Below are 19,180 nucleotides of genomic sequence, written 5' to 3'. Positions count from 1 at the left end.
TGGGGTGGGGCATCGCCATGGGCGTTTCGCTTGCGGAAGCGCCCCACCCCCGGCCCCTCCCCTGAAGGGAAGGGGTGAGCAGAGTTGATCGTTTTCGACTTTAAGCGAAGCCGAAGTCCACGCCCTACCCCCTCAACGAATCGCAGCACGATCCAGTCGAAACTTCAGCAGGTAACTCTTCTGCAAAAACAGCTGGTTGTCATCCGACACCAGCCACAGGATCGTCGCTCCGCCCTCCTGCGTCACCGCCACCCCCTCGAAATTGTCGTGGATCAGCGGCGAATCGAGTTCGGCGATCAACCGCCCCCGTGCCACCCGGCCGGGCGTGATCTGGTCGGCGGAGATCAGCATGATCCGATTCGAGAAGCGAAATGGCAGCCGGAAACGTCGCTCGACAACGACCAGCGCCCCGTCGGGCAGCGCTGCCGCATCGGCGACGTCATATCTGGGCGACACCCGATAGGCGAAGCGGCGGGCATGGCCTTCCAACGGATCGCCGGGAAAGATCAGTGCCTGACGGCTGTTGCGGCGCGACTCGTCGCCGCCACGCCATGATTTGCGCCGGACCCTGGCTTCTTCGGAAATCGTGACGAAGCGCCCATCGGGCATCCGCGCCAGCGATTCGGCGCCGCCGTTTTTCGGCCAGGTCTTCATCCCCTGCGGAGCGACATAGCCCTCTGCCCGGGCAAAGCCGGGCGCATAGCGCCAGATCTGGTTATACCCCTCGAACCCGACCCAAAGCTGCCCCGTCTTCGGATCGACGGCCAGCGATTCGCTGTCGCGATCCCGCTTCTCCCATCCCGTGCCGGGGCCTGAGGGCAGGTTGGAGAAACGCAGGTCGTGCGGCGTCCAGTCCGCCCCCATGCGAAACCGCACGACATTGCCGCCGTCGCTCAGCAGCAGGAAATGGTCCCCCGCCACCGCCAGCGAGGAATAGCCGCCAAAGGCGGGCAAGCGGCTGGTCAGCACGATACCGCCCAGATAGGTCAGCGCGCCCAACGCCCGGCGCGACGGATCGCGCGGGTCGAGATCGACGCGGCGCACGTCCATCTGCGGCCTGCCCTCGAACAGCGGCAGGCGCTGCTCGCCCGACCATCCCGGCACCAGGGCCAATATCAACAGGCAGGACAACAGGATACGCATGCCGCCTCATAGGCGCTGCGGCGCAGCACGACAGCCCCTCGTCCGGGGCCGCCGTCCCGCTTTTGCATGAACGGCGGATAACGGCGGCATTCAGGAAACGCTCAACGCGAATCGGCCAGAAGCGGTGCAACGACGACGGACGGGACCGTCGATCGACACGAGTTTCGGGAGTGAGACCATGATGAAGACCCTGACCCTGGCGGCGACCGCAATGGCGATGATCGGTGGCGCCGTGCTGCCCGCGACCGCTGCCGATGCGCACCGCTATCGCCGGGCGCCTCATTCCGATCGCTATTATCGCGGCTATAACGACGGCGCGCGCGCCGAATATCAGGCCAGCAAGTGCCGCCGTTCGGGTACGACCGGCACGATCGTCGGCGCGGTGGCGGGCGGCCTGCTGGGCCGGACCATCGACACCGATGGCGACCGCACGCTGGGCACGCTGATCGGCGGTGCGGGTGGCGCATTGGCGGGCCGCGCGATCGAGCGGTCGGGCCGTCCGGGTTATTGCCGCTAAACAGTTCGGGCGGGCGGAGCCTGTATCTGCCCCACCCGCCCCCGTTTTCTCGCGTAGCGTATCGAGGCGGAACGCCGATCTCCCCCCGGAGGTCGGCGTTCTTGCTGCTACCTACCCCTGCCCCGAGGGGCGAATGTAACAAAACCTCCGTTCAGCCTGAGCGAAGTCGAAGGCCAAGGGACAAGACCTCGCCAAGTGGCAAACGTCTGGCGTGCGCTTCGACTTCGCTCAGCGCGAACGGCTTGTGAGGATGGTATCAGACTCAATACATATGCTGGCCGCCGTTGATCGACAGGGTCGAACCGGTGACGAAGCCCGCCTCGTCCGAGCAGAGGAAGGCGACGCCGCGCGCGATCTCATGCGCCTGGCCGAGCCGTCCGACCGGGATCTTGGCGACGATCTTCTCCAGCACGTCGGCGGGGACGGCGGCGACCATATCGGTGTCGATATAGCCCGGCGCGATCGCGTTCACGGTCACGCCGACCCGCGCGCCTTCCTGCGCCAGCGCCTTGGTGAAGCCATGGATGCCCGACTTGGCGGCGGCATAATTGACCTGGCCGTACTGGCCCGCCTGCCCGTTGATCGAACCGATATTGACGATCCGACCCCATTTGCGCTCGCGCATGCCGGGGAACACCGCCTTGGCCATGTTGAAGCAACCGCCCAGGTTGGTGTCCATGACCTCCTTCCACATCTGGTAGGTCATCTTCAGCAGCGTGCCGTCGCGGGTGATGCCCGCATTGTTGACGACGATGTCGACCGGGCCGAGGTCCTCGGCGACTTGTGCGACACCGGCCTGCACCGCGTCATAGTCGGCGACGTCCCATTTATAGGCCTTGATCCCGGTGCGCTCCGAGAATTCGCGCGCGCGCTCGTCATTGCCCGCATAGTTGGCGGCGACGATGATGCCCGCCTCCTTCAGCGCCAGGCTGATCGCCTCGCCAATACCGCGCGTACCACCCGTCACAATCGCGACCCGTGCCATTCAACCTCTCCCAAATGAGATTGTGGCTTAAAAGGGGCACACGCCATCCGCAATGGCGAACACCGGGTGAAACGCAATATTACGTTACGGCAACCAGCCCTGAAGCTCGCGTTCGATCAATCCGCGTAGCATCGCGACACCGACATCACTGTCGTTAAGGCACGGGAGATAGGCGAAATGGGTCCCGCCTGCCCCCTCGAAACTTTCGCGTCCGCGAATCGCCAGTTCTTCCAGCGTCTCGATACAGTCGGCGGAAAAGCCCGGTGCCAGGATTGCCACCTTGCGGATGCCGCGCCCCGGCAGCGATTCGAGCACCGTGTCGGTCGCGGGCTCCAGCCATTTAGCGCGCCCGAATCGCGACTGGAACGCGACCAGCAGTTCGCGGTCGCCCAGCGTATCCTTCATCGCCTCGCCCAGCAGCCGTGCGGTCTTGCGGCAATGGCAGTGATAGGGATCGCCCAGTTCCAGCGTCCGCTGCGGCATCCCGTGGAAGCTGGCGACCACCGCCTCGGGCTCGAAGTCGAGCGCGGCGAGTTGCCCCTGCAATTGGGTCTTCAGCGCATCGATATAGAGCGCATCGTCATAATAGGGCGGCAGGGTGCGGATCGCAGGCTGCCAGCGCATCGTCGCCAGATGCGCGAAGGCCCGGTCATTGGCGGTGGCGGTCGTCGCCGCGCAATATTGCGGATAGAGCGGGGCCAGCAGGATACGCTCGCATCCCGCCTCCTTCATCGCCTTCACCTGGTCGGCAATGGCGGGACGGCCATAGCGCATTGCCCAGTCGACCATCACGCCCGGCCCGAACGCATCCTTCAGCGCCACCGCCTGCGCGCGCGTGATCGCGGCCAGCGGCGAGCCATCCTCGCGCCACACCAGCGAATAGGCGTGGGCGGATTTCTTCGGCCGGGTGTTCAGGATGATGCCGCGCAGGATCGGCTGCCACAGCAAGGCCGGAATCTCGATGACACGGCGATCCGACAGGAACTCGCCCAGATAGCGCTTCACCGATTTCGGATCGGGCGCGTCGGGCGTGCCCAGATTCATCAGGAGCACGCCGATCTTGGGGCGCGGGACGGGGGGATGGTCGGGCGGCAGCATCAGGCGGACAACTCCATCGGCAGGCTTCGTATCCGTGGGAAGCCCGGCAGGGTGGCGAGCGCATTGGCGATGGCGGGCGCGACGGGCGGCACCGCCAGTTCGCCCACCCCGCCGGGGGCCTCGTCGGAGGACAGGATTTCGACCGTGATGTCGGGCGTATCGGCGAGTCGCGGCAGGTTCAGCGCACCCAGTCGCGACGGTGCGGCCCAGCCACGATCGAACCCGACCGCCCCGCCGCGCAAGGCGGCCAGGCCGAAGATCAGCCCGCCCTCGACCTGCTGGCGTACGATATCGGGGTTCACCACCCGACCGCAGTCGATGGCGGCGACCAGCCGGTCGACCACCGGCCGTCCGCTTTCGTCCCGGTGCGTCTCCGCCATCACCGCGACATAGCTGCCGCGAAAGCCATGCGCGGCGACGCCCTGCCCGCTACCGACCGCGCCGCCTTCCCAGCCGCCCAGCGAAGCCGCGGTCGACAGGCACCGCGCCAGCCGGGGCTGCTCCCCCAGCATCGCGATCCGCCACGCCAGCGGATCGGCCCCCGCCGCCCGCGCGCATTCGTCGATGAAGGATTCGGTGATGAAGCAGTTCGCGACATGTGCGCCCCCGCGCACATGGCCGGTCGGCAGGGGCAGCGCCGCCTCGTGATGATGCACCGCCAGCGCGGGGATCGCATAGGGCGGCACAGCCCCGCCCATCGCATAGGCGTCGCCTCCGCGCATCCCCCAGCGGACCAGCCCGGCGGGCATCACCCGCTCGGCCAGCGCCGCGCCGGTCGAGGGCGTCGCGATCCGACCGCGCCAACCGACCAGCTTGCCCTGCTCCAGCCGCGCGGTCATCCGGGCCATGGCGGGGGCACGATAAGCGTCGCGGCGCAGATCCTCGGTGCGCGACCATTGGACGTTGACCGGCCGCTTCAACCTGGCCGCGATCATCGCCGCCTGCGCCACCGCGTCCTGTTCCAGCCCCAGGCCGAAACCGCCGCCGATCGGCATGGCGTGGACGACCACCCGGTCCTCAGGGGTCGCCGCCGCCCGCGCCGCGACCTTGCGCGCGGCTTCGGGGGCCTGGGTCGGGACCCACAGCTCCAGCCTGCCATCCTGCCATGCCGCCACCGCCGCGCGCGGCTCGATCGCGGCATGGACGCCGGTGCCGACTCGGTAGCGCGCCTCGATCAGCCCCGGCCCCTCCAGCCCCGCCGCGACATCGCCGCGCGTCAGAACGGTGCGGCCTTCTTGCCTGAGCGCCGACTCCAGTCCCTGCACGATGGCCTGCGTCGTCGGCACCGCCCCGTCGCTGACGGCACGCGGGGCCGCCGCGTCGAGGCCCTTTTGCGCGACCCACCAGCTGCCGGCGGCGACCGCGACCCAGTCCTCGCCCTCGATCACCTCGACGACGCCCGGCACCTTCATCGTCGCCGCGCGGTCGATGCGGATGGCACGCGTGCGGCCCAGCGGCGCATGGCGCAGCGCGACGTGGAGCATGTCGGGCAGGCGGATGTCGGCGGTGAAATTGGCCGAGCCATCGAGTTTGGCGGGCGAATCGAGCCGGGGCACGTCCTTGCCCGCCAGCCGTCCGGCCCCGCCGCTGCCCAGCGGCAGGGGATGCGGCACCGTCTCGCCCGCCGCCGCTTCGGCCAGTTCGGCGAAGCGCAGCCGCTTGTCGCCATGGACGATGAAGCCGTCTTTGGCCTCGCACTCGCTCCAGTCCACACCCCAGCGCCGGGCGGCCGCCTGCGCCATCAGCGCGCGCGCGGTCGCGGCGGCGGCGCGGGCAGGCCCCTCGAACATACGCAGGCTGCTGGACCCGGCGGTCAGCATCACCCGGTCGCGCCGCAGCCATTCGTCGCGCAGGCCCTCCGGCAACCGGCCGAACGCCCCCTCGAACAGCGAATCGACCCCGACCGGATTGGCGTAGAGCGGGCTGATAGGGGCGGGCTCGACCGCGACGGTACGCCAGTCCGCGCCCAGTTCGTCGGCGACCACCTGGGCCAGCGTGGTGGCGATCCCCTGACCATGCTCGGCCTGCGGCACCGCGACGGTGACGATGCCGTCCCGCCCGATCTTCAGCCACGCCCCGAACGCCTGCTCGCCCGGCTCCACCGTCAGGCTGGGCGGGTAGGCGCGCGGCCACAGGCCCCAGGCGACGACCAAGCCAGCGCCAAGCCCTCCGCCGACCAAGATGTTGCGCCTGTTGTACTCCATCGCGGCCGAGCCTTAGCGGACAAGGGCGGGCAGGCAAGCGGGGGGTTTCGCTGTCTCAAAGCGAGGGGGTCGATTGTTCACGCGAAGCCGCGATGGCGCGAAGAAGGATGGTGCGCGCGGAGGCGCGGAGACGCGGAGGGGGACCGGCGACATGGGCGTCCCGCCGTCTCGATCGGCAGACCGTGTCGCTCACTATTAGGCAGACTGGCCTTGCGGCCGTGCCATATACCTCCGCGTCTCCGCGCCTCCGCGCGCACCATCCTTCTTCGCGGCTTTGCGACTTCGCGTAAATCCAAATCGGCGACCGTCCGGCATGGCCTTCGACTACGCTCAGGCTGAACGAAGGTTGGTGCGCATTCCCAAAAGCCCGTTCAGCCTGAGCGCAGTCGAAGGCCACGCCCCAACACGGCACCGAACCCATGGTCTTGGTGTTGTCGCAACGCCGCTCTATGAAGCAGGCCAGAAAGGGAAACGCATTTGATCCTCTCCATGCTTGCCGCCGCCGGGGGCCATATCCGGTTCGAGGATCTGGGGTTGCACCCGGATGTGTTCTCGATCGGCTTCTTCACGCTGCGCTGGTACAGCCTGGCCTATATCACCGGCATCCTGTTCGGCTGGTGGTATCTGGGCAAGATGCTCGACCGGCCCGGCGCGCCGATGTCGCGGGCGCATGCCGACGATCTGGTCTTCTACGCCACGCTGGGCATCATCCTGGGCGGCCGGATCGGCTATGTGATCTTCTACGCGCCCGAGATGTTCCTGCACCCGCTTCGCATCCTGCGGCTGTGGGACGGCGGCATGAGCTTTCACGGCGGCGCGATCGGCGTCGGCATCGGTGTCATCCTGTTCGCGCGCAAGCACAAGCTCAGCTGGCTGCGCATCCTCGACTATCTGGTCTGCGCCGCGCCGGTCGGGCTGTTCCTGGGCCGCCTCGCCAATTTCGTGAACGGCGAGCTGTGGGGCAAGCCGAGCGACGTGCCCTGGGCGATCATCTTCCCGCGCACCGTGCCCTTCGGCCTGCCCGATCCGGCGCGCCATCCCAGCCAGCTTTACGAGGCGGGCCTCGAAGGGCTGGTCCTGTTCGCGGTCATGAGCTTCGCCTTCTGGCGGACCAAGGCGCGTTACGATCCGGGCAAGCTGTCGGGCCTGTTCCTGCTGGGTTATGGCATTGCGCGCTTCATCGTCGAGTTCTTCCGCGAGCCGGACCAGCAACTGCGCGCCTTTGCGGAGATGACCGGGCTGCACATGGGCCAGTGGCTGTGCGTGCCGATGATCCTGGGCGGGCTGTACCTGATGAACTCGGCCAAGGCGCGCCGCGTCCGGGTCGAGCCGATCGCAGGCCCCGACAGCATTTCCTGACGGACTTGCAGCGGCGGGGTCGGGGCGGCAGAGCGGGGGCATGACCAACCCGCTGATCCCCCCCGCCGATCACAGGCCCGAACCTGAGGATGCGCTGCCCGAACGGCTCGCCCGCGCCATCGCGCTGGCTGGGCCGATCCCGGTGGCGCAGTTCATGGCCGCCGCCAATGCGCACTATTACGGCACGCGCGATCCGCTGGGCGCGGGCGGCGACTTCACCACCAGCCCCGAGATCAGCCAGATGTTCGGCGAGTTGGTCGGCCTGTGGTGCGCCGACCTGTGGGACCGGGCGGGACGGCCCGAGGTCCACTGGGTGGAGCTGGGGCCGGGGCGCGGCACGCTGGCGGCGGATGCCCGGCGCGCGATGGCCAAGGCGGGCTTCACGCCCAGCATCCATTTCGTCGAGACCAGCGCCACGCTGCGCACCGCACAAGGCCAGCGGGTCGCCGACGCCACCTGGCACGACACGGTCGAGACGCTCCCCACCGACCGCCCGCTGGTCGTCGTCGCCAACGAATTCTTCGACGCCCTTCCTATCCGCCAGCTCGTCCGTCGCGGCGATGGCTGGCACGAGCGGCTGGTCGCGGCGCAGGACCTGCTCTTCCTGCCGATCGCGGGGCCGCCGGTGCCGGGCGAGATCATCCCCGAATCCTTGCGCGACGCCGAAGCCGGGTCGGTGATCGAGGTCTCCCCGGCCAGCGTCGCGGTGATGCGCAGCCTGTCCGCACGGATCGCCGCGCAGGGCGGGGCCGCGCTGATCGTCGATTACGGCTATGAAGGCCCCGCCATCGCCGACACGCTGCAAGCGGTACGCGGCCATGCCTATGCCAATCCCTTCGACCGGCCGGGCGAGCAGGATTTGAGCGCGCATGTCGACTTCACGACGCTGGCCGCCGCCGCGCAAGGCAGCGGCCTTGCCGCCTTTGGTCCGGTGACGCAGCGCGACCTGCTCGGTGCGCTGGGCATCGACCAGCGCACCGCCAGCCTCGCCCGCGCGCATCCCGACCGTGCCGAGGCGCTGCTTGCCGATCGCAACCGGCTGATGCAGGACATGGGCACGCTGTTCCGCGCATTGGCGGTCGCCCGGCCCGACTGGCCGGTCCCTGCGGGCTATGGCGAATGATCGTCTATCGTGACGCCATGCCCGGCGACGGCGAGGCGCTGGCCGAGATGGCGCGCGCCGCCTTCACCGACACGTTCGGCCATCTCTACCCGCCCGCCGACCTGAACGCCTTTCTGGACGAAGCCTTTGGCCCCGAAGGCCTGCCTGCCCAGATCGGCGATCCCGACTTCACCATCCAACTGGCGGTCGAGGACGACAGGATCATCGGCTTCGCCAAGATCGGCCCGGTCGGCTTTCCCGGCGAATGGCCCGAGGATGCGGTCGAACTTTACCAGCTCTATGTCGCCTCCAGCCATCTGGGCGCGGGCGTCGGCCCCGTCCTGATGGACTGGACGATCGCCACCGCCCGGGCACGGGGCGCGAGCCAGCTGATCCTGTCGGTCTATGTCGACAATCACCGGGCCAAGGCCTTTTACGCACGCTACGGCTTTGTCGATATCGGCCGCTACGACTTCCCCGTGGGCGAGACGATCGACGAGGACCGGATCATGAGGCTGTCGCTATGACCATCGAAGCACTTCGGACACCCTTGCTGGCGTCCATCGCCCACGGTTTCCTCGGGCGACGCGGCGGGGTGTCGGCGGGCATCCATGGCGGGCTGAATGTCGGACTGGGCTCGCAGGACGACGCCGATTCGGTTGCCGAGAATCGCCGCCGCGCGCGCGACGCGGTGCTGCCCGGTTCGCGCCTCATCACCTGCTACCAGATCCATTCGGCCGAGGCGGTCACGGTGCTGACCCCGCCCGAGGACGATGTCCGCCCGCACGGCGATGCGCTGGTGACGGACCGGCCGGGGCTGCTGCTCGGCATCCTCACCGCCGACTGCGCGCCCGTGCTGTTCGCTGATGCGGAGGCAGGCGTTGTCGGGGCCGCCCATGCCGGGTGGAAGGGCGCGCTGGGCGGAATCACCGATGCGACCCTGCTCGCCATGGAAGCGCTGGGTGCCCGGCGCGAGCGGATCGCCGCCGCCATCGGCCCGTGCATCGCCCGCGCCAGCTATGAGGTCGACGCCGCCTTCCTCCGCCGATTCGCGCAAGCCGCTCCGGAGAATGAACGCTTCTTCGCCGACGGCACCCGCGCGGATCATTATCAGTTCGACCTGGAAGCCTATGTCGCCCATCGCCTGGCCGCCGCGGGCGTCGCGCGCGTCGCGGCGCTGGGCGAGGACACCTATGCGCAAGAGGACCGCTTCTTCAGCTTCCGCCGCGCCACCCATCGCGGCGAACCCTCTTATGGTCGCCAGATCTCGTTGATCGGCATCGGCTGAGCCTCGCCAAAGCCATTCGCCGCGTTATCCTGGCGGCATGGCCGCCGACAGGGCGGCACCTGTTCCCGAGGAGACCCACATGCCGACCGAATCCGATCTGACCGGCGTCCCGCCGCAAGACCCGGCCGCAACCGAGCGCAAGAGCGATGTGACCAGCATCGGCGACCGCAAGCTGAAGCCGTCCACGCTGATGATGGGCCACGGCTTCGACCCCGTGCTGTCGGAGGGTTCGCTGAAGCCGCCGATCTTCCTGACCTCGACCTTCGTCTTCCCCAATGCGGCGGCGGGCAAGCGGCATTTCGAGGGGGTGACCGGCAAGCGCCCCGGCGGCGCGGACGGGCTGGTCTATTCGCGCTTCAACGGGCCGAACCAGGAAATCCTGGAGGATCGCCTGGCCATCTGGGACGAGGCGGAGGACGCGCTGACCTTCTCCAGCGGCATGGCGGCGATCGCCACGCTGTTCCTGTCGATGGTCCAGCCGGGTGACGTCATCGTCCATTCCGGCCCGCTCTATGCCGCGACCGAGACGCTGATCGGGCGTATCCTGGGCCGGTTCGGCGTGCAGTGGCTCGACTTCCCCGCCGGTGCCACGCGCGAGGAGATCGACGCGGTGCTGACCAAGGCGGCGGCCATGGGCCGCGTGCCGCTGATCTATCTGGAAAGCCCCGCCAACCCGACCAACGCGCTGGTCGATATCGAGGCGGTGGCGGCCGCGCGCGATGCGGTCTTTGCCGATCACGCCGAGAAGCCGCCGATCGCGATCGACAACACCTTTCTGGGGCCGCTCTGGCAACGGCCGCTGAAGCATGGCGCCGATCTGGTCGTCTATTCGCTGACCAAATATGCGGGCGGCCATTCGGATCTGGTCGCGGGCGGCGTGCTGGGGTCGAAGGCGCACATCGCGACCATCCGGTCGATGCGCAACACCATTGGCACGATCTGCGACCCCAATACCGCCTGGATGCTGCTCCGCTCGCTGGAGACGCTGGAACTGCGGATGAGCCGCGCCGGCGAAAACGCCGCCAAGGTCTGCGCCTTCCTGCGGGACCACCCGAAGGTCGAGCGGGTTGGGTATCTCGGCTTTCTCGAAGGCACGCCCGGCCTGGAGCGTCAGGCGGACATTTATCGCCGCCACTGCACCGGCGGCGGATCGACCTTCTCGCTGTACCTGAAGGGCGGCGAGGCGGAATCCTTCCGCTTCCTAGACGCCTTGCGCATCGCCAAGCTGGCCGTCAGCCTCGGCGGCACCGAGACGCTGGCCAGCCATCCCGCTGCGATGACGCACCTCTCGGTCCCCGACGAACGCAAGGCGGCCTTGGGCATCACCGACAATCTGGTCCGCATCTCGATCGGCGTCGAGGATGCCGACGACCTGATCGCCGATTGCGAACAGGCGCTGGCGGCGATCTGATCGTTCAGGCGGCGGCGAGCGCGGTGTAGAGCCGCGCCGTCAGCCGCCCCAGCGTCGCGCGAAACAATGAGGGATCGTTCAGGGCGCGGGACAGCACCACCGCGCCCTGGATACCGCTGACCACATCCTGCGCCAGCGTGGCGGCATGATCCTCCGCCACGCCGCCGCGCACCAGCAGCGTCTGGAGCGCGGCGATCCAGCGCCGGAAATAGCCCGCGATCGGCTCCGCAAAGGGGTCGCGCGTCGCGCCCAGCCCCCATGCCCCGATCAGGCAGGCGCGCTGGCCGGAGCGGAAATAGCGATCGACCTCGACCATCATCGCATCGATTCCGGCGCGCGGATCGTCGGCCTGCTCCAGCGGGGTGAAGATCGCCGCGTCGAACCATCCCGCGACATCGGCCAGCACGGCGGCGGCCATCTCCTGTTTTCCGCCCGGAAAGAAGTGATACAGGCTGCCCCGCCCCAGCCCCGTCGCGGTGCCGATCAGCGACAGGCTGGCCCCCGCATAGCCATATTCGCGAAACACCTCGGCCAGCCCCGGCAGCGCGTCGGCGCGCTCGGCGATCATCCGCGCCATGGTCAGAGGCCCAGTTCGCTCAAGCCCGGATGATCCGCGGGACGCACGCCCAGCGGCCAGTGGAACAGCCGGTCGTCTTCGCGGATCGCCAGATCGTTGATCGACGCGATCCGCCGCCGCATCCGGCCATCCTCGGCAAAGTCCCAATTCTCATTGCCATAGGACCGGAACCACCGGCCCTGCGCGTCATGCCACTCATAGGCGAAGCGCACCGCGATCCGGCTGTCCTGATGCGCCCAAAGCTCCTTGATGAGTCGATACTCCAACTCGCGATCCCATTTGCCGCGAAGAAAGGCGACGATCGCATCATGCCCCGTCAGGAATCGGTCGCGATTCCGCCAGGGACAATCGGGCGTATAGGCCAGCGCCACGCGCTCGGGATCGCGGCTGTTCCAGGCATCTTCGGCCGCGCGCACCTTCTGCACGGCGGTTTCGGTGGTGAACGGTGGCAGGGGCGGGCGCATATTCACTTCCCTTTTCGACCAGAAAGACGAGTCTTTACCGATTGGTACAAGTCGAAAACAGCCAAGGCAAGCGGCATAAGGCCGGGGGACGCGGACAAATAATGGAACCGGCGGGTGGCGGGGTCCATCGCCCGTCGGCGCTTCATGGCCCTGATATCGCGATGGAAAAGCCGCCAGCACCTGGGTCTCGCACCGTGGCCGCTACAGGGGCCTTAAGGGTTCGTTTCCACTCCCGCGCATAGCGCGAACCAATGCTCACGGCCCATCAGATCGACCTTGTTCAGCACAGCTTCGCTACGATCCTTCCTCTCACGGACCAGGCCGCCGCCGAATTCTATCGCCGTCTTTTCGCGCTTGCCCCCGACACCCGCCCCCTGTTCGGCAACGATATGGAGCCACAGGGGCGCAAGCTGTTCCTGACATTGGCAACGGTGGTGGATGCGCTGGACCGGCTCGACACGGTCGTTCCGGTGGCGCGCGAACTGGCGATTCGGCATGTCGGCTATGGCGCGAAGCCCCATCATTACGAGGCCGTCGGATCGGCGCTGATCGAAACGCTGCGGGGCGGACTGGGCAGCGGTTTCGACCGCGATACCGAAGCCGCCTGGGGCGCGGCCTATGCCATTCTGTCCGGCACCATGCTGGCGGCTGCACGCCAGACATCGCACTGATGGCGCAACAGGCGTCGCCCGTCGCGCCAAGCCTGGATGCGCATCTGGGCAATATCGCGGACCGCCTGATCGACATTGCGGGCTGTGTCGCATCGGAAGCGGAAGCCGCAACCGCCAGCGTCCGGGGCATGAGCGATCAGGCCGAGCGTGTGGCGTCACTGGCGGCAAGCCTGGAGGCAGCAGCAGGCATCATGGCCGGAGCCGTCAGGCAGCAGGCCGAAGCCCTGGCGATGGCCCGCGAATCGCTCACGGCCAACAAGCTGGTCGTGGATACGCTGGACCAGTCTATCGGCCGCGTCGCCTCGATCAGTGCCACGATCGCCACCATCGCGCAGGAAAGCCGGATCCTGAGCCTGAATGCCCGAATCGAAGCCGCGCGTGCGGAATCGGGGGCCAGCGCCTTTGCCGTCGTCGCGACGGAGATGGCGGTGCTTGCGACCCGCACCAAGACGGCAACCGACGATATCGGGGCCAACGCGCTGGCTATCGCGCATGATATCGGCGCGGCCGGAGACATGGTGGCAGCCTATGAGATGCTGGTCAGCGAGCAGGACGAGCTGCTCACCCGTTCGCTCGACCACGCCGCCAGTCAAAGCGATGCCGCACGGGAACTGGCGACGATCACGGCCGAGGCGGTCGGCGCCATCGATCAGGCCGCCTCGGCCATCGGACGGGTCGGTGCCCATGCCGTGGCGGTCAAGGTTCTGGCCCGCCAGCTTTCGCGCTTGAGCCGTCGCGACGATCGCGAGACCGGCGGATAACCCCTCGCCCCTGTGAGCGACGAGAAGCCGCCACCCATTTCGATGCAGTTCTTCCTTGTGCCCGGACAAACGAAAAGGCCCGGCGTCGCATCGCTGCAACGCCGGGCCTCGACGCCCGAAAAGGGAGGCTTATTCAGCCGAGGAGGATCAGCCCTCGTTCTGCAGGTTGACCGCTGCGTACTTGCCGCGACGATCGACCTCGATCTCGAACTGCAGGCGATCGCCTTCGTTCAGCGAGCCCATGCCGGCGCGCTCGACGGCCGAGATGTGGACGAACGCGTCGGGCTGTCCGTCGTCGCGCTGAATGAAGCCGAAGCCCTTCATCGCGTTGAAGAACTTGACCGTGCCGGTCGCCTTCTCGCCGGTCAGCTGACGCTGGGGAGCGCCGCCGAAACCACCGGCCGCACCGCCGCGGGGACCGCGGTCACGGTCGCCGCCGAAGCCGCCTTCGCGCGGCTCGCGGGGAGGCGCACGATCGGTGACGGGAAGCGGCTCGCCTTCGATCTTCAGCTCGGTGGCCGAGATACGGCCGCCGCGATCGACGAGGGTGAAGCCGAGCGGCTGGCCTTCGGCCAGGCCGGTCAGGCCCGCCTGCTCGACGGCCGAGATGTGAACGAACACGTCTTCGCCGCCGTCATCGCGCACGACGAAGCCGAAGCCCTTCTGCGCGTTGAAGAACTTGACGACGCCCGTGCCTTCGCCAACGACCTGGGGGGGCATGCCGCCGCCGCCACGACCGCCGCCGAAGCCGCCACCGCCACCGCCACGGAAACCACCGCCGCCGCCGCCGCCGAAGCGATCACCGCCGCCGAAGCCGCCACGATCGCCACCACCGCCGAAGCGATCGCCGCCACCGAAACCGCCGCCGAAGCCGCCGCCGCCGAAGCGATCACCGCCGCCGAAGCCGCCGCCGAAGCCGCCTTCATCGCCGCCGCCGAAATTTTCCCGCTTGTCGCGGCCACGCGAGCCGCGATTGCCCCGGCTACCTCTATCGAAACTCATAAGCCCTGTTCGTCTTCCCGGTTCGCCCGCAAATCCTGTCCTCAAGAACCGTGCGCCGGACGAAGAGCGCGGATCTTTTGGCGCCAAACCTTTTGCGCCTAGTGGGGATGCATAACGCAGAAGGACAGCCATCGCGAACGAAATCGTGCGAACCCGTCTCGCTTTGGCGCGAACGAGGCAGATTACGTCGGAATTGTGGCCGAAACTCCACAACATCTTTGGCCGAATCGGCGAATCACCCGTCCGCCCCTGCGGGTCGTCAGGCGCGACCGCCTTTTCTCCGTCGCCCCGCCCGATCGCGGTTGAGGCTTGGCCCCGCCCCCGCTAGGGCAGGCAGCATGACCGTTCACCTGCACGAAGAAGACATTCCCGCCGATCTGTTCGCCCCCGGCGCGTCGATCGCCGTAGATACCGAGACGATGGGCCTCATCACCCCGCGCGACCGGCTGTGCGTCGTCCAGCTGTCGGACGGCGGCCCCGACGAGCATCTGGTCCGCTTCGCGCCCGACAGCGACTATGCCGCGCCGAACCTTCGCGCGCTGCTCGCCGATCCGGCCCGGCTGAAGCTCTATCATTTCGGGCGGTTCGATATCGCCGCGATCCGCCATTATCTGGGTGTCGTCGCCGCCCCGGTCTATTGCACCAAGATCGCCTCGCGGCTGATCCGCACCTATACCGACCGCCACGGCCTGAAGGAGCTGGTCCGCGAGCTGCTCGGCGTCGAGCTGTCCAAGGCGCAGCAGTCGTCGGACTGGGGGGCGCCCGAGCTGTCCGATGCGCAGCGCGAATATGCCGCGTCGGACGTGCGCTATCTGCACCGCATGAAGGTCGAACTCGACAAAAGGCTGGAGCGGGAAGGCCGGATGGAACTGGCGCAGGCCTGTTTCGATTTCCTGCCTGCACGTGCCGAGCTGGATCTGGCGGGCTGGCCCGAGGTCGATATCTTCGCCCACGCCTGAACCATTGACGCCTGATCCGGGCACGATAGGGAGCCATCATGTCCGAGATCGCCGACCGCGTCCGTACCCAGCGCCAGCACTGGGCCGCGCCGGGCAGCCGTCACGACCGTTTCGTGACGCTCGCACGCTGGCTGCTGCCCAGCGCGATCGGCGTGCTGACGGCGTTCCTGGTGATGGCGCCGATCTATTCGTCCAGCGAAGTGTCCTTCGTGCTCGACAAGAAGAAGGTCGAGGTCGCCAAGGAACGGATGAAGATCCAGGCGGCGCAGTATCGCGGCGTCGACGACAAGGGCCAGCCCTTCTCGCTGGATGCAGGCTCCGCGATCCAGCGCAGCTCGGCCGAGCCGGTGGTGCAGCTCAACAAGCTGTCCGCCGCCATCCGCCTGTCGGACGGCCCCGCCACGGTCAGCGCCAATTCGGGCCGCTATGACATGAGCACCGAGCAGGTGCAGCTGGACGGGCCGCTCGATTTCCGGTCGGCGGGCGGATACGACCTGCGCACGCATGACGCGACCATCGACCTGCAGCAGCGGACGCTGGTTTCGGGCGGCGCGGTGACCGGCCAGGTGCCGCAGGGCCATTTCAGCGCGAACAAGATGCGGGCGGACCTGGAAAATCGTACCGTCCGGCTGGAAGGCAACGCCCGCTTGCGCATCGTCCCGTAAAGCCCGAAATAGCCGTCCATGCACAAGCTCTTCGCCGCCGCGGCTCCGGCCCTTCTCGTCCTGGCAGTGTCCGCGGCCGCGCAGGTCAAGCACAACAGCCGCGCGCCCGTCGATTTCGGCGCCGACGTCATCGAATTGCAGGACAAGCAGAACCGCGCCGTCCTGTCGGGCAACGTCTCGCTGCGCCAGGCGGAGATGACGCTGACGGCGGCGCGGATGACGGTGTTCTATACGGGGCAGGTGCTGGGCGGAAAGCCGCAGGTGTCGCGCTTCGACGCCTCGGGCGGCGTCGTCGTCAAGCGTCCCGACCAGACCGCGCGCAGCAATTATGCGATCTACGACCTCAACCGCCGGGTCATCACCATGCTGGGCAACGTCACGCTGACCCAGGGCGGCAATACGGTGAATGGCGGGCGGCTGACGCTGAACCTCGATACCGGCCGCGCGGTCATCGACGGCTCGTCGGTGGCGGGCGGCGCGTCCTCGGGCACGGGCAGCGCGGTCACGCGGGCGCCGTCGGGCCGGGTCACGGGCACCTTCTCGGTCCCCGATCGCAACTGAGGCGTGACGCGGGGGCGTGCCCCGCGCTAACGTGCCGCCAGCTAAGGAAAGAACGGGCCGATGGACATGGAAACCCCGATTCGCGAGGCAAGTCATCGCAACGCGCCCGTCTCGGAGCCGCCGGTCGCCCATGGCCTGCAGGTCGTGTCGATCGCCAAGAGCTATGACAAGCGCGTCGTCCTGACCGACGTGTCGGTGTCGGTCGGGCGCGGCGAGGTGATCGGGCTGCTCGGCCCCAACGGCGCGGGCAAGACGACCTGCTTCTACTCGGTCATGGGGCTGGTGAAGCCCGATTCGGGCCGCATCATGCTGGACGGCGAGGATATTACCGGCCTGCCCATGTATCGCCGCGCGATCCTGGGCCTGGGCTATCTGCCGCAGGAAACCTCGATCTTTCGCGGGTTGTCGATCGAGAAGAATATCCTGACCGTGCTCGAACTGGCCGAGCCGGACCCGGCCGAGCGCGCGCGCAAGCTCGACAAGCTGCTCGAGGAATTCGGCCTGACCCGCCTGCGCGCCGCGCCCGCCATGGCGCTGTCGGGCGGTGAGCGCCGCCGGGCCGAGATCGCCCGCGCGCTGGCCGCCGACCCGTCGATCATGCTGCTCGACGAGCCGTTCGCGGGCATCGACCCGATCTCGATCGCCGATATCCGCGATCTGGTGAAGGACCTGAAGCGGCGCGATATCGGCGTGCTGATCACCGACCATAATGTCCGCGAGACGCTGGACATCGTCGACCGCGCCTACATCATCTATGACGGGCGCGTGCTGTTCAGCGGTTCGCCGGAGGAACTGGTCGCCGACGCCAATGTCCGCCGCCTGTATCTGGGCGAGGGCTTTTCGCTCTGACCGCATGAGGACACCGCGTCGATCCGCTCCTGATGGCATGACCGGCGTGGACAGGGTGCCGTGAGCCTCGCGCCGCGCCTCGACATCCGCCAGTCGCAATCGCTGGTGATGACGCCGCAGCTTCAGCAGGCCATCAAGCTGCTGACGCTGTCGAATCTGGAGGTCGAGGCGTTCATCGCCGAGGAGGTGGAGAAGAACCCCCTGCTCGACGCCAGCGCGGTGCGGGAAGTGGCGACACCCGAACGCCCCGAGCGCGAGGCACCCGCCGGGGCCGACGAACTGGTCGCCGGGACGGCGCCCTCGGAGGACCGGGGCCTCGACCTGGATTACGCGACCGAGAGCCATCAGCAGGACAGTGTCGCCGATGGCGGCACGGGACCGGATGGCGGCCTGTCGCTGAACGGGACGAATGGCAGCGGCGGGCTGGGCGGCGAGGACGGGCCGGACTGGGATTCGCTGGCCAATGACGCGCCCAGCCTGGCCGAGCATCTGGAGGCGCAGGTTGCGCTGATCCTGTCGGGCACCGAGCTGACCATCGCCGCGCATATCATCGACCAGCTGGACGAGGCGGGCTATCTGACCGTGCCGCTGGACGAGATCGCCGGGCGGCTGGGCGTACCCCTCGCCATGGTCGAGGCAGTGCTGAAGGTGGTGCAGGGGCTGGACCCGACAGGCGTCGGCGCGCGCGATCTGGCCGAATGCCTGGCGCTGCAAGCCAAGGAGGTCGACCGCTACGACCCGTGTATGGCCAAGCTGATCGCCCATCTCGACCTGCTGGCACGCGGGGAACTGGTGCGGTTGAAACGCATCTGCGGCGTCGATGACGAGGACATGGCGGACATGATCCGCGAGCTGCGCGGCTATGATCCCAAGCCCGGCTGCCGTTATGGCGGCGAGCCGTCCCAGGCGGTGGTGCCCGACCTGTTCGTCACCCGGACCAAGGCCGGTTGGGGCATCGAGCTGAACACCGCCACCCTGCCCCGCGTGCTGGTCAATCGCCGCTATTACCAGGAACTGCGCCACGGCCCGCAGGACAAGGGGTCCAAGGCCTGGCTCGCCGACTGCCTCGCCAGCGCCAACTGGCTGATGAAGGCGCTCGACCAGCGACAGCGGACGATCATCCGTGTCGCCACCGAGATCGTGAAGCAGCAGGAGGCGTTCTTCCTGCACGGCGTCGCGCATCTGAAGCCGCTGACGCTCGCCCGAGTCGCCGAGGCGATCGGAATGCATGAATCGACCGTCAGCCGCGTGACGAGCAACAAATATCTCAGCTGCGCGCGCGGCCTGTTCGAACTGAAATTCTTCTTCACCAGCGGCATCGCGGCGGCGGACGGTGGCGACGCCGTTTCGGCGGAGGCGGTGAAGAGTGCGATCAAGGCGCTGATCGCGAACGAGGGCGCCAAGATCCTGTCGGACGACACGCTGGTCGAGCTGCTCCAGGCCAAGGGCTTCGACATCGCCCGGCGAACGGTCGCCAAATATCGGGAGTCGCTGGGGATTGGCAGCTCGGTCCAGCGTCGCCGCGCCCGTGCCCTGGCGGGGTGACGTCGCGCATGGCTTGAAC

Annotated in this window: 21 protein-coding genes; 14 read left to right on the top strand and 7 right to left on the bottom strand. The window is 68.0% G+C overall.

Going from position 1 to position 19,180, the window contains the following annotated elements:
* Window positions 1–132: 132 nt before the first annotated feature.
* Entirely contained in the window at window positions 133–1,143 is a 1,011-nt protein-coding gene (locus BSZ14_RS11615) for an esterase-like activity of phytase family protein (protein WP_076711038.1), read from the bottom strand.
* A gap of 178 nt (window positions 1,144–1,321) precedes the next feature.
* Here BSZ14_RS11615 and BSZ14_RS11610 point away from each other — a divergent pair, with 178 nt between their 5' ends.
* Window positions 1,322–1,660, top strand: a complete 339-nt coding sequence (locus tag BSZ14_RS11610) for a glycine zipper 2TM domain-containing protein (protein ID WP_042487237.1) — start codon at window positions 1,322–1,324, stop codon at window positions 1,658–1,660.
* A gap of 262 nt (window positions 1,661–1,922) precedes the next feature.
* On the opposite strand, the gene phbB is transcribed toward BSZ14_RS11610, so the two are convergent.
* From phbB to BSZ14_RS11595, 3 genes are all read right to left on the bottom strand, one after another.
* A complete protein-coding gene (gene phbB, locus BSZ14_RS11605; protein ID WP_042487240.1) occupies window positions 1,923–2,645 on the bottom strand; it encodes an acetoacetyl-CoA reductase in 723 nt (240 codons plus the stop codon).
* 84 nt (window positions 2,646–2,729) lie between these two features.
* On the bottom strand, window positions 2,730–3,743 hold the full coding sequence (gene hemH / locus BSZ14_RS11600; protein WP_042487242.1) for a ferrochelatase: 1,014 nt from the start codon (window positions 3,741–3,743) through the stop codon (window positions 2,730–2,732).
* Entirely contained in the window at window positions 3,743–5,947 is a 2,205-nt protein-coding gene (locus BSZ14_RS11595) for a xanthine dehydrogenase family protein molybdopterin-binding subunit (protein ID WP_076711037.1), read from the bottom strand. The genes hemH and BSZ14_RS11595 overlap by 1 nt, the downstream gene beginning before the upstream one ends.
* 313 nt (window positions 5,948–6,260) lie before the next feature.
* On the opposite strand from BSZ14_RS11595, the gene BSZ14_RS19655 reads away from it, so the two are divergent.
* From BSZ14_RS19655 to BSZ14_RS11570, 6 genes are all read left to right on the top strand, one after another.
* Window positions 6,261–6,428: a hypothetical protein gene (locus BSZ14_RS19655; protein WP_158069203.1), complete on the top strand. Its 168-nt coding sequence runs from the start codon at window positions 6,261–6,263 to the stop codon at window positions 6,426–6,428.
* On the top strand, window positions 6,425–7,306 hold the full coding sequence (gene lgt / locus BSZ14_RS11590; protein ID WP_076711036.1) for a prolipoprotein diacylglyceryl transferase: 882 nt from the start codon (window positions 6,425–6,427) through the stop codon (window positions 7,304–7,306). The genes BSZ14_RS19655 and lgt overlap by 4 nt, the downstream gene beginning before the upstream one ends.
* A 40-nt stretch (window positions 7,307–7,346) precedes the next feature.
* Complete coding sequence (locus tag BSZ14_RS11585; protein WP_042487253.1) at window positions 7,347–8,429, top strand: class I SAM-dependent methyltransferase; 1,083 nt, start codon at window positions 7,347–7,349, stop codon at window positions 8,427–8,429.
* The gene (locus BSZ14_RS11580) at window positions 8,426–8,935 is read left to right on the top strand and encodes a GNAT family N-acetyltransferase (protein ID WP_076711035.1); all 510 of its coding nucleotides are present in this window, start codon (window positions 8,426–8,428) and stop codon (window positions 8,933–8,935) included. Before BSZ14_RS11585 ends, BSZ14_RS11580 begins: the two co-directional genes overlap by 4 nt.
* Window positions 8,932–9,696, top strand: a complete 765-nt coding sequence (gene pgeF / locus BSZ14_RS11575; RefSeq protein WP_076711034.1) for a peptidoglycan editing factor PgeF — start codon at window positions 8,932–8,934, stop codon at window positions 9,694–9,696. The genes BSZ14_RS11580 and pgeF overlap by 4 nt, the downstream gene beginning before the upstream one ends.
* Before the next feature lie 79 nt (window positions 9,697–9,775).
* Window positions 9,776–11,107 carry a cystathionine gamma-synthase family protein gene (locus tag BSZ14_RS11570; protein WP_076711040.1) on the top strand — a complete coding sequence of 444 codons (1,332 nt, stop codon included), beginning with the start codon at window positions 9,776–9,778 and terminating at the stop codon, window positions 11,105–11,107.
* A gap of 4 nt (window positions 11,108–11,111) precedes the next feature.
* On the opposite strand, the gene BSZ14_RS11565 is transcribed toward BSZ14_RS11570, so the two are convergent.
* Together BSZ14_RS11565 and BSZ14_RS11560 are read right to left on the bottom strand one after the other, a co-directional pair.
* Entirely contained in the window at window positions 11,112–11,684 is a 573-nt protein-coding gene (locus BSZ14_RS11565) for a TetR/AcrR family transcriptional regulator (protein ID WP_042487263.1), read from the bottom strand.
* Window positions 11,685–11,686: 2 nt separating this feature from the next.
* Window positions 11,687–12,148, bottom strand: a complete 462-nt coding sequence (locus tag BSZ14_RS11560; RefSeq protein WP_076711033.1) for a nuclear transport factor 2 family protein — start codon at window positions 12,146–12,148, stop codon at window positions 11,687–11,689.
* Window positions 12,149–12,399: 251 nt separating this feature from the next.
* Here BSZ14_RS11560 and BSZ14_RS11555 point away from each other — a divergent pair, with 251 nt between their 5' ends.
* Window positions 12,400–12,819 carry a globin family protein gene (locus BSZ14_RS11555; RefSeq protein ID WP_076711032.1) on the top strand — a complete coding sequence of 140 codons (420 nt, stop codon included), beginning with the start codon at window positions 12,400–12,402 and terminating at the stop codon, window positions 12,817–12,819.
* Entirely contained in the window at window positions 12,819–13,580 is a 762-nt protein-coding gene (locus tag BSZ14_RS11550) for a methyl-accepting chemotaxis protein (RefSeq protein ID WP_042487272.1), read from the top strand. The genes BSZ14_RS11555 and BSZ14_RS11550 overlap by 1 nt, the downstream gene beginning before the upstream one ends.
* Window positions 13,581–13,727: 147 nt before the next feature.
* Here BSZ14_RS11550 and BSZ14_RS20205 read toward each other — a convergent pair whose 3' ends face one another.
* Entirely contained in the window at window positions 13,728–14,582 is an 855-nt protein-coding gene (locus tag BSZ14_RS20205; protein ID WP_042487276.1) for a cold-shock protein, read from the bottom strand.
* A gap of 338 nt (window positions 14,583–14,920) precedes the next feature.
* Between BSZ14_RS20205 and BSZ14_RS11540 the strand changes: the two genes are divergently transcribed.
* From BSZ14_RS11540 to rpoN, 5 genes are all read left to right on the top strand, one after another.
* Window positions 14,921–15,541 carry a ribonuclease D gene (locus BSZ14_RS11540; RefSeq protein WP_042487278.1) on the top strand — a complete coding sequence of 207 codons (621 nt, stop codon included), beginning with the start codon at window positions 14,921–14,923 and terminating at the stop codon, window positions 15,539–15,541.
* Window positions 15,542–15,579: 38 nt separating this feature from the next.
* Window positions 15,580–16,206, top strand: coding sequence for an LPS export ABC transporter periplasmic protein LptC (gene lptC / locus BSZ14_RS11535; protein ID WP_076711031.1), 627 nt, complete (start codon window positions 15,580–15,582; stop codon window positions 16,204–16,206).
* A gap of 18 nt (window positions 16,207–16,224) precedes the next feature.
* Entirely contained in the window at window positions 16,225–16,767 is a 543-nt protein-coding gene (locus tag BSZ14_RS11530; RefSeq protein WP_076711030.1) for an LptA/OstA family protein, read from the top strand.
* A gap of 66 nt (window positions 16,768–16,833) precedes the next feature.
* Complete coding sequence (lptB, locus tag BSZ14_RS11525) at window positions 16,834–17,616, top strand: LPS export ABC transporter ATP-binding protein (RefSeq protein ID WP_375244356.1); 783 nt, start codon at window positions 16,834–16,836, stop codon at window positions 17,614–17,616.
* Window positions 17,617–17,676: 60 nt separating this feature from the next.
* Window positions 17,677–19,161, top strand: a complete 1,485-nt coding sequence (gene rpoN, locus BSZ14_RS11520) for an RNA polymerase factor sigma-54 (protein WP_076711029.1) — start codon at window positions 17,677–17,679, stop codon at window positions 19,159–19,161.
* Window positions 19,162–19,180: the final 19 nt, after the last annotated feature.

Origin of the sequence: Sphingomonas sp. Sph1(2015), assembly GCF_001970915.1 — a bacterium.
Lineage (GTDB): Bacteria > Pseudomonadota > Alphaproteobacteria > Sphingomonadales > Sphingomonadaceae > Sphingomonas > Sphingomonas parapaucimobilis.
This window is presented reverse-complemented; position numbering and strand designations above follow the sequence as displayed.

Excerpts from the sequence above, each read along its gene's own strand:
- BSZ14_RS11615 (WP_076711038.1), bottom strand. The coding sequence starts at position 1,143 with ATGCGTATCCTGTTGTCCTGCCTGTTGATATTGGCCCTGGTGCCGGGA.
- BSZ14_RS11610 (WP_042487237.1), top strand. The coding sequence starts at position 1,322 with ATGATGAAGACCCTGACCCTGGCGGCGACCGCAATGGCGATGATCGGT.
- phbB (WP_042487240.1), bottom strand. The coding sequence starts at position 2,645 with ATGGCACGGGTCGCGATTGTGACGGGTGGTACGCGCGGTATTGGCGAG.
- hemH (WP_042487242.1), bottom strand. The coding sequence starts at position 3,743 with ATGCTGCCGCCCGACCATCCCCCCGTCCCGCGCCCCAAGATCGGCGTG.
- BSZ14_RS11595 (WP_076711037.1), bottom strand. The coding sequence starts at position 5,947 with ATGGAGTACAACAGGCGCAACATCTTGGTCGGCGGAGGGCTTGGCGCT.
- BSZ14_RS19655 (WP_158069203.1), top strand. The coding sequence starts at position 6,261 with ATGGCCTTCGACTACGCTCAGGCTGAACGAAGGTTGGTGCGCATTCCC.
- BSZ14_RS11585 (WP_042487253.1), top strand. The coding sequence starts at position 7,347 with ATGACCAACCCGCTGATCCCCCCCGCCGATCACAGGCCCGAACCTGAG.
- BSZ14_RS11580 (WP_076711035.1), top strand. The coding sequence starts at position 8,426 with ATGATCGTCTATCGTGACGCCATGCCCGGCGACGGCGAGGCGCTGGCC.
- pgeF (WP_076711034.1), top strand. The coding sequence starts at position 8,932 with ATGACCATCGAAGCACTTCGGACACCCTTGCTGGCGTCCATCGCCCAC.
- BSZ14_RS11570 (WP_076711040.1), top strand. The coding sequence starts at position 9,776 with ATGCCGACCGAATCCGATCTGACCGGCGTCCCGCCGCAAGACCCGGCC.
- BSZ14_RS11565 (WP_042487263.1), bottom strand. The coding sequence starts at position 11,684 with ATGGCGCGGATGATCGCCGAGCGCGCCGACGCGCTGCCGGGGCTGGCC.
- BSZ14_RS11560 (WP_076711033.1), bottom strand. The coding sequence starts at position 12,148 with ATGCGCCCGCCCCTGCCACCGTTCACCACCGAAACCGCCGTGCAGAAG.
- BSZ14_RS11555 (WP_076711032.1), top strand. The coding sequence starts at position 12,400 with ATGCTCACGGCCCATCAGATCGACCTTGTTCAGCACAGCTTCGCTACG.
- BSZ14_RS11550 (WP_042487272.1), top strand. The coding sequence starts at position 12,819 with ATGGCGCAACAGGCGTCGCCCGTCGCGCCAAGCCTGGATGCGCATCTG.
- BSZ14_RS20205 (WP_042487276.1), bottom strand. The coding sequence starts at position 14,582 with ATGAGTTTCGATAGAGGTAGCCGGGGCAATCGCGGCTCGCGTGGCCGC.
- BSZ14_RS11540 (WP_042487278.1), top strand. The coding sequence starts at position 14,921 with ATGACCGTTCACCTGCACGAAGAAGACATTCCCGCCGATCTGTTCGCC.
- lptC (WP_076711031.1), top strand. The coding sequence starts at position 15,580 with ATGTCCGAGATCGCCGACCGCGTCCGTACCCAGCGCCAGCACTGGGCC.
- BSZ14_RS11530 (WP_076711030.1), top strand. The coding sequence starts at position 16,225 with ATGCACAAGCTCTTCGCCGCCGCGGCTCCGGCCCTTCTCGTCCTGGCA.
- lptB (WP_375244356.1), top strand. The coding sequence starts at position 16,834 with ATGGAAACCCCGATTCGCGAGGCAAGTCATCGCAACGCGCCCGTCTCG.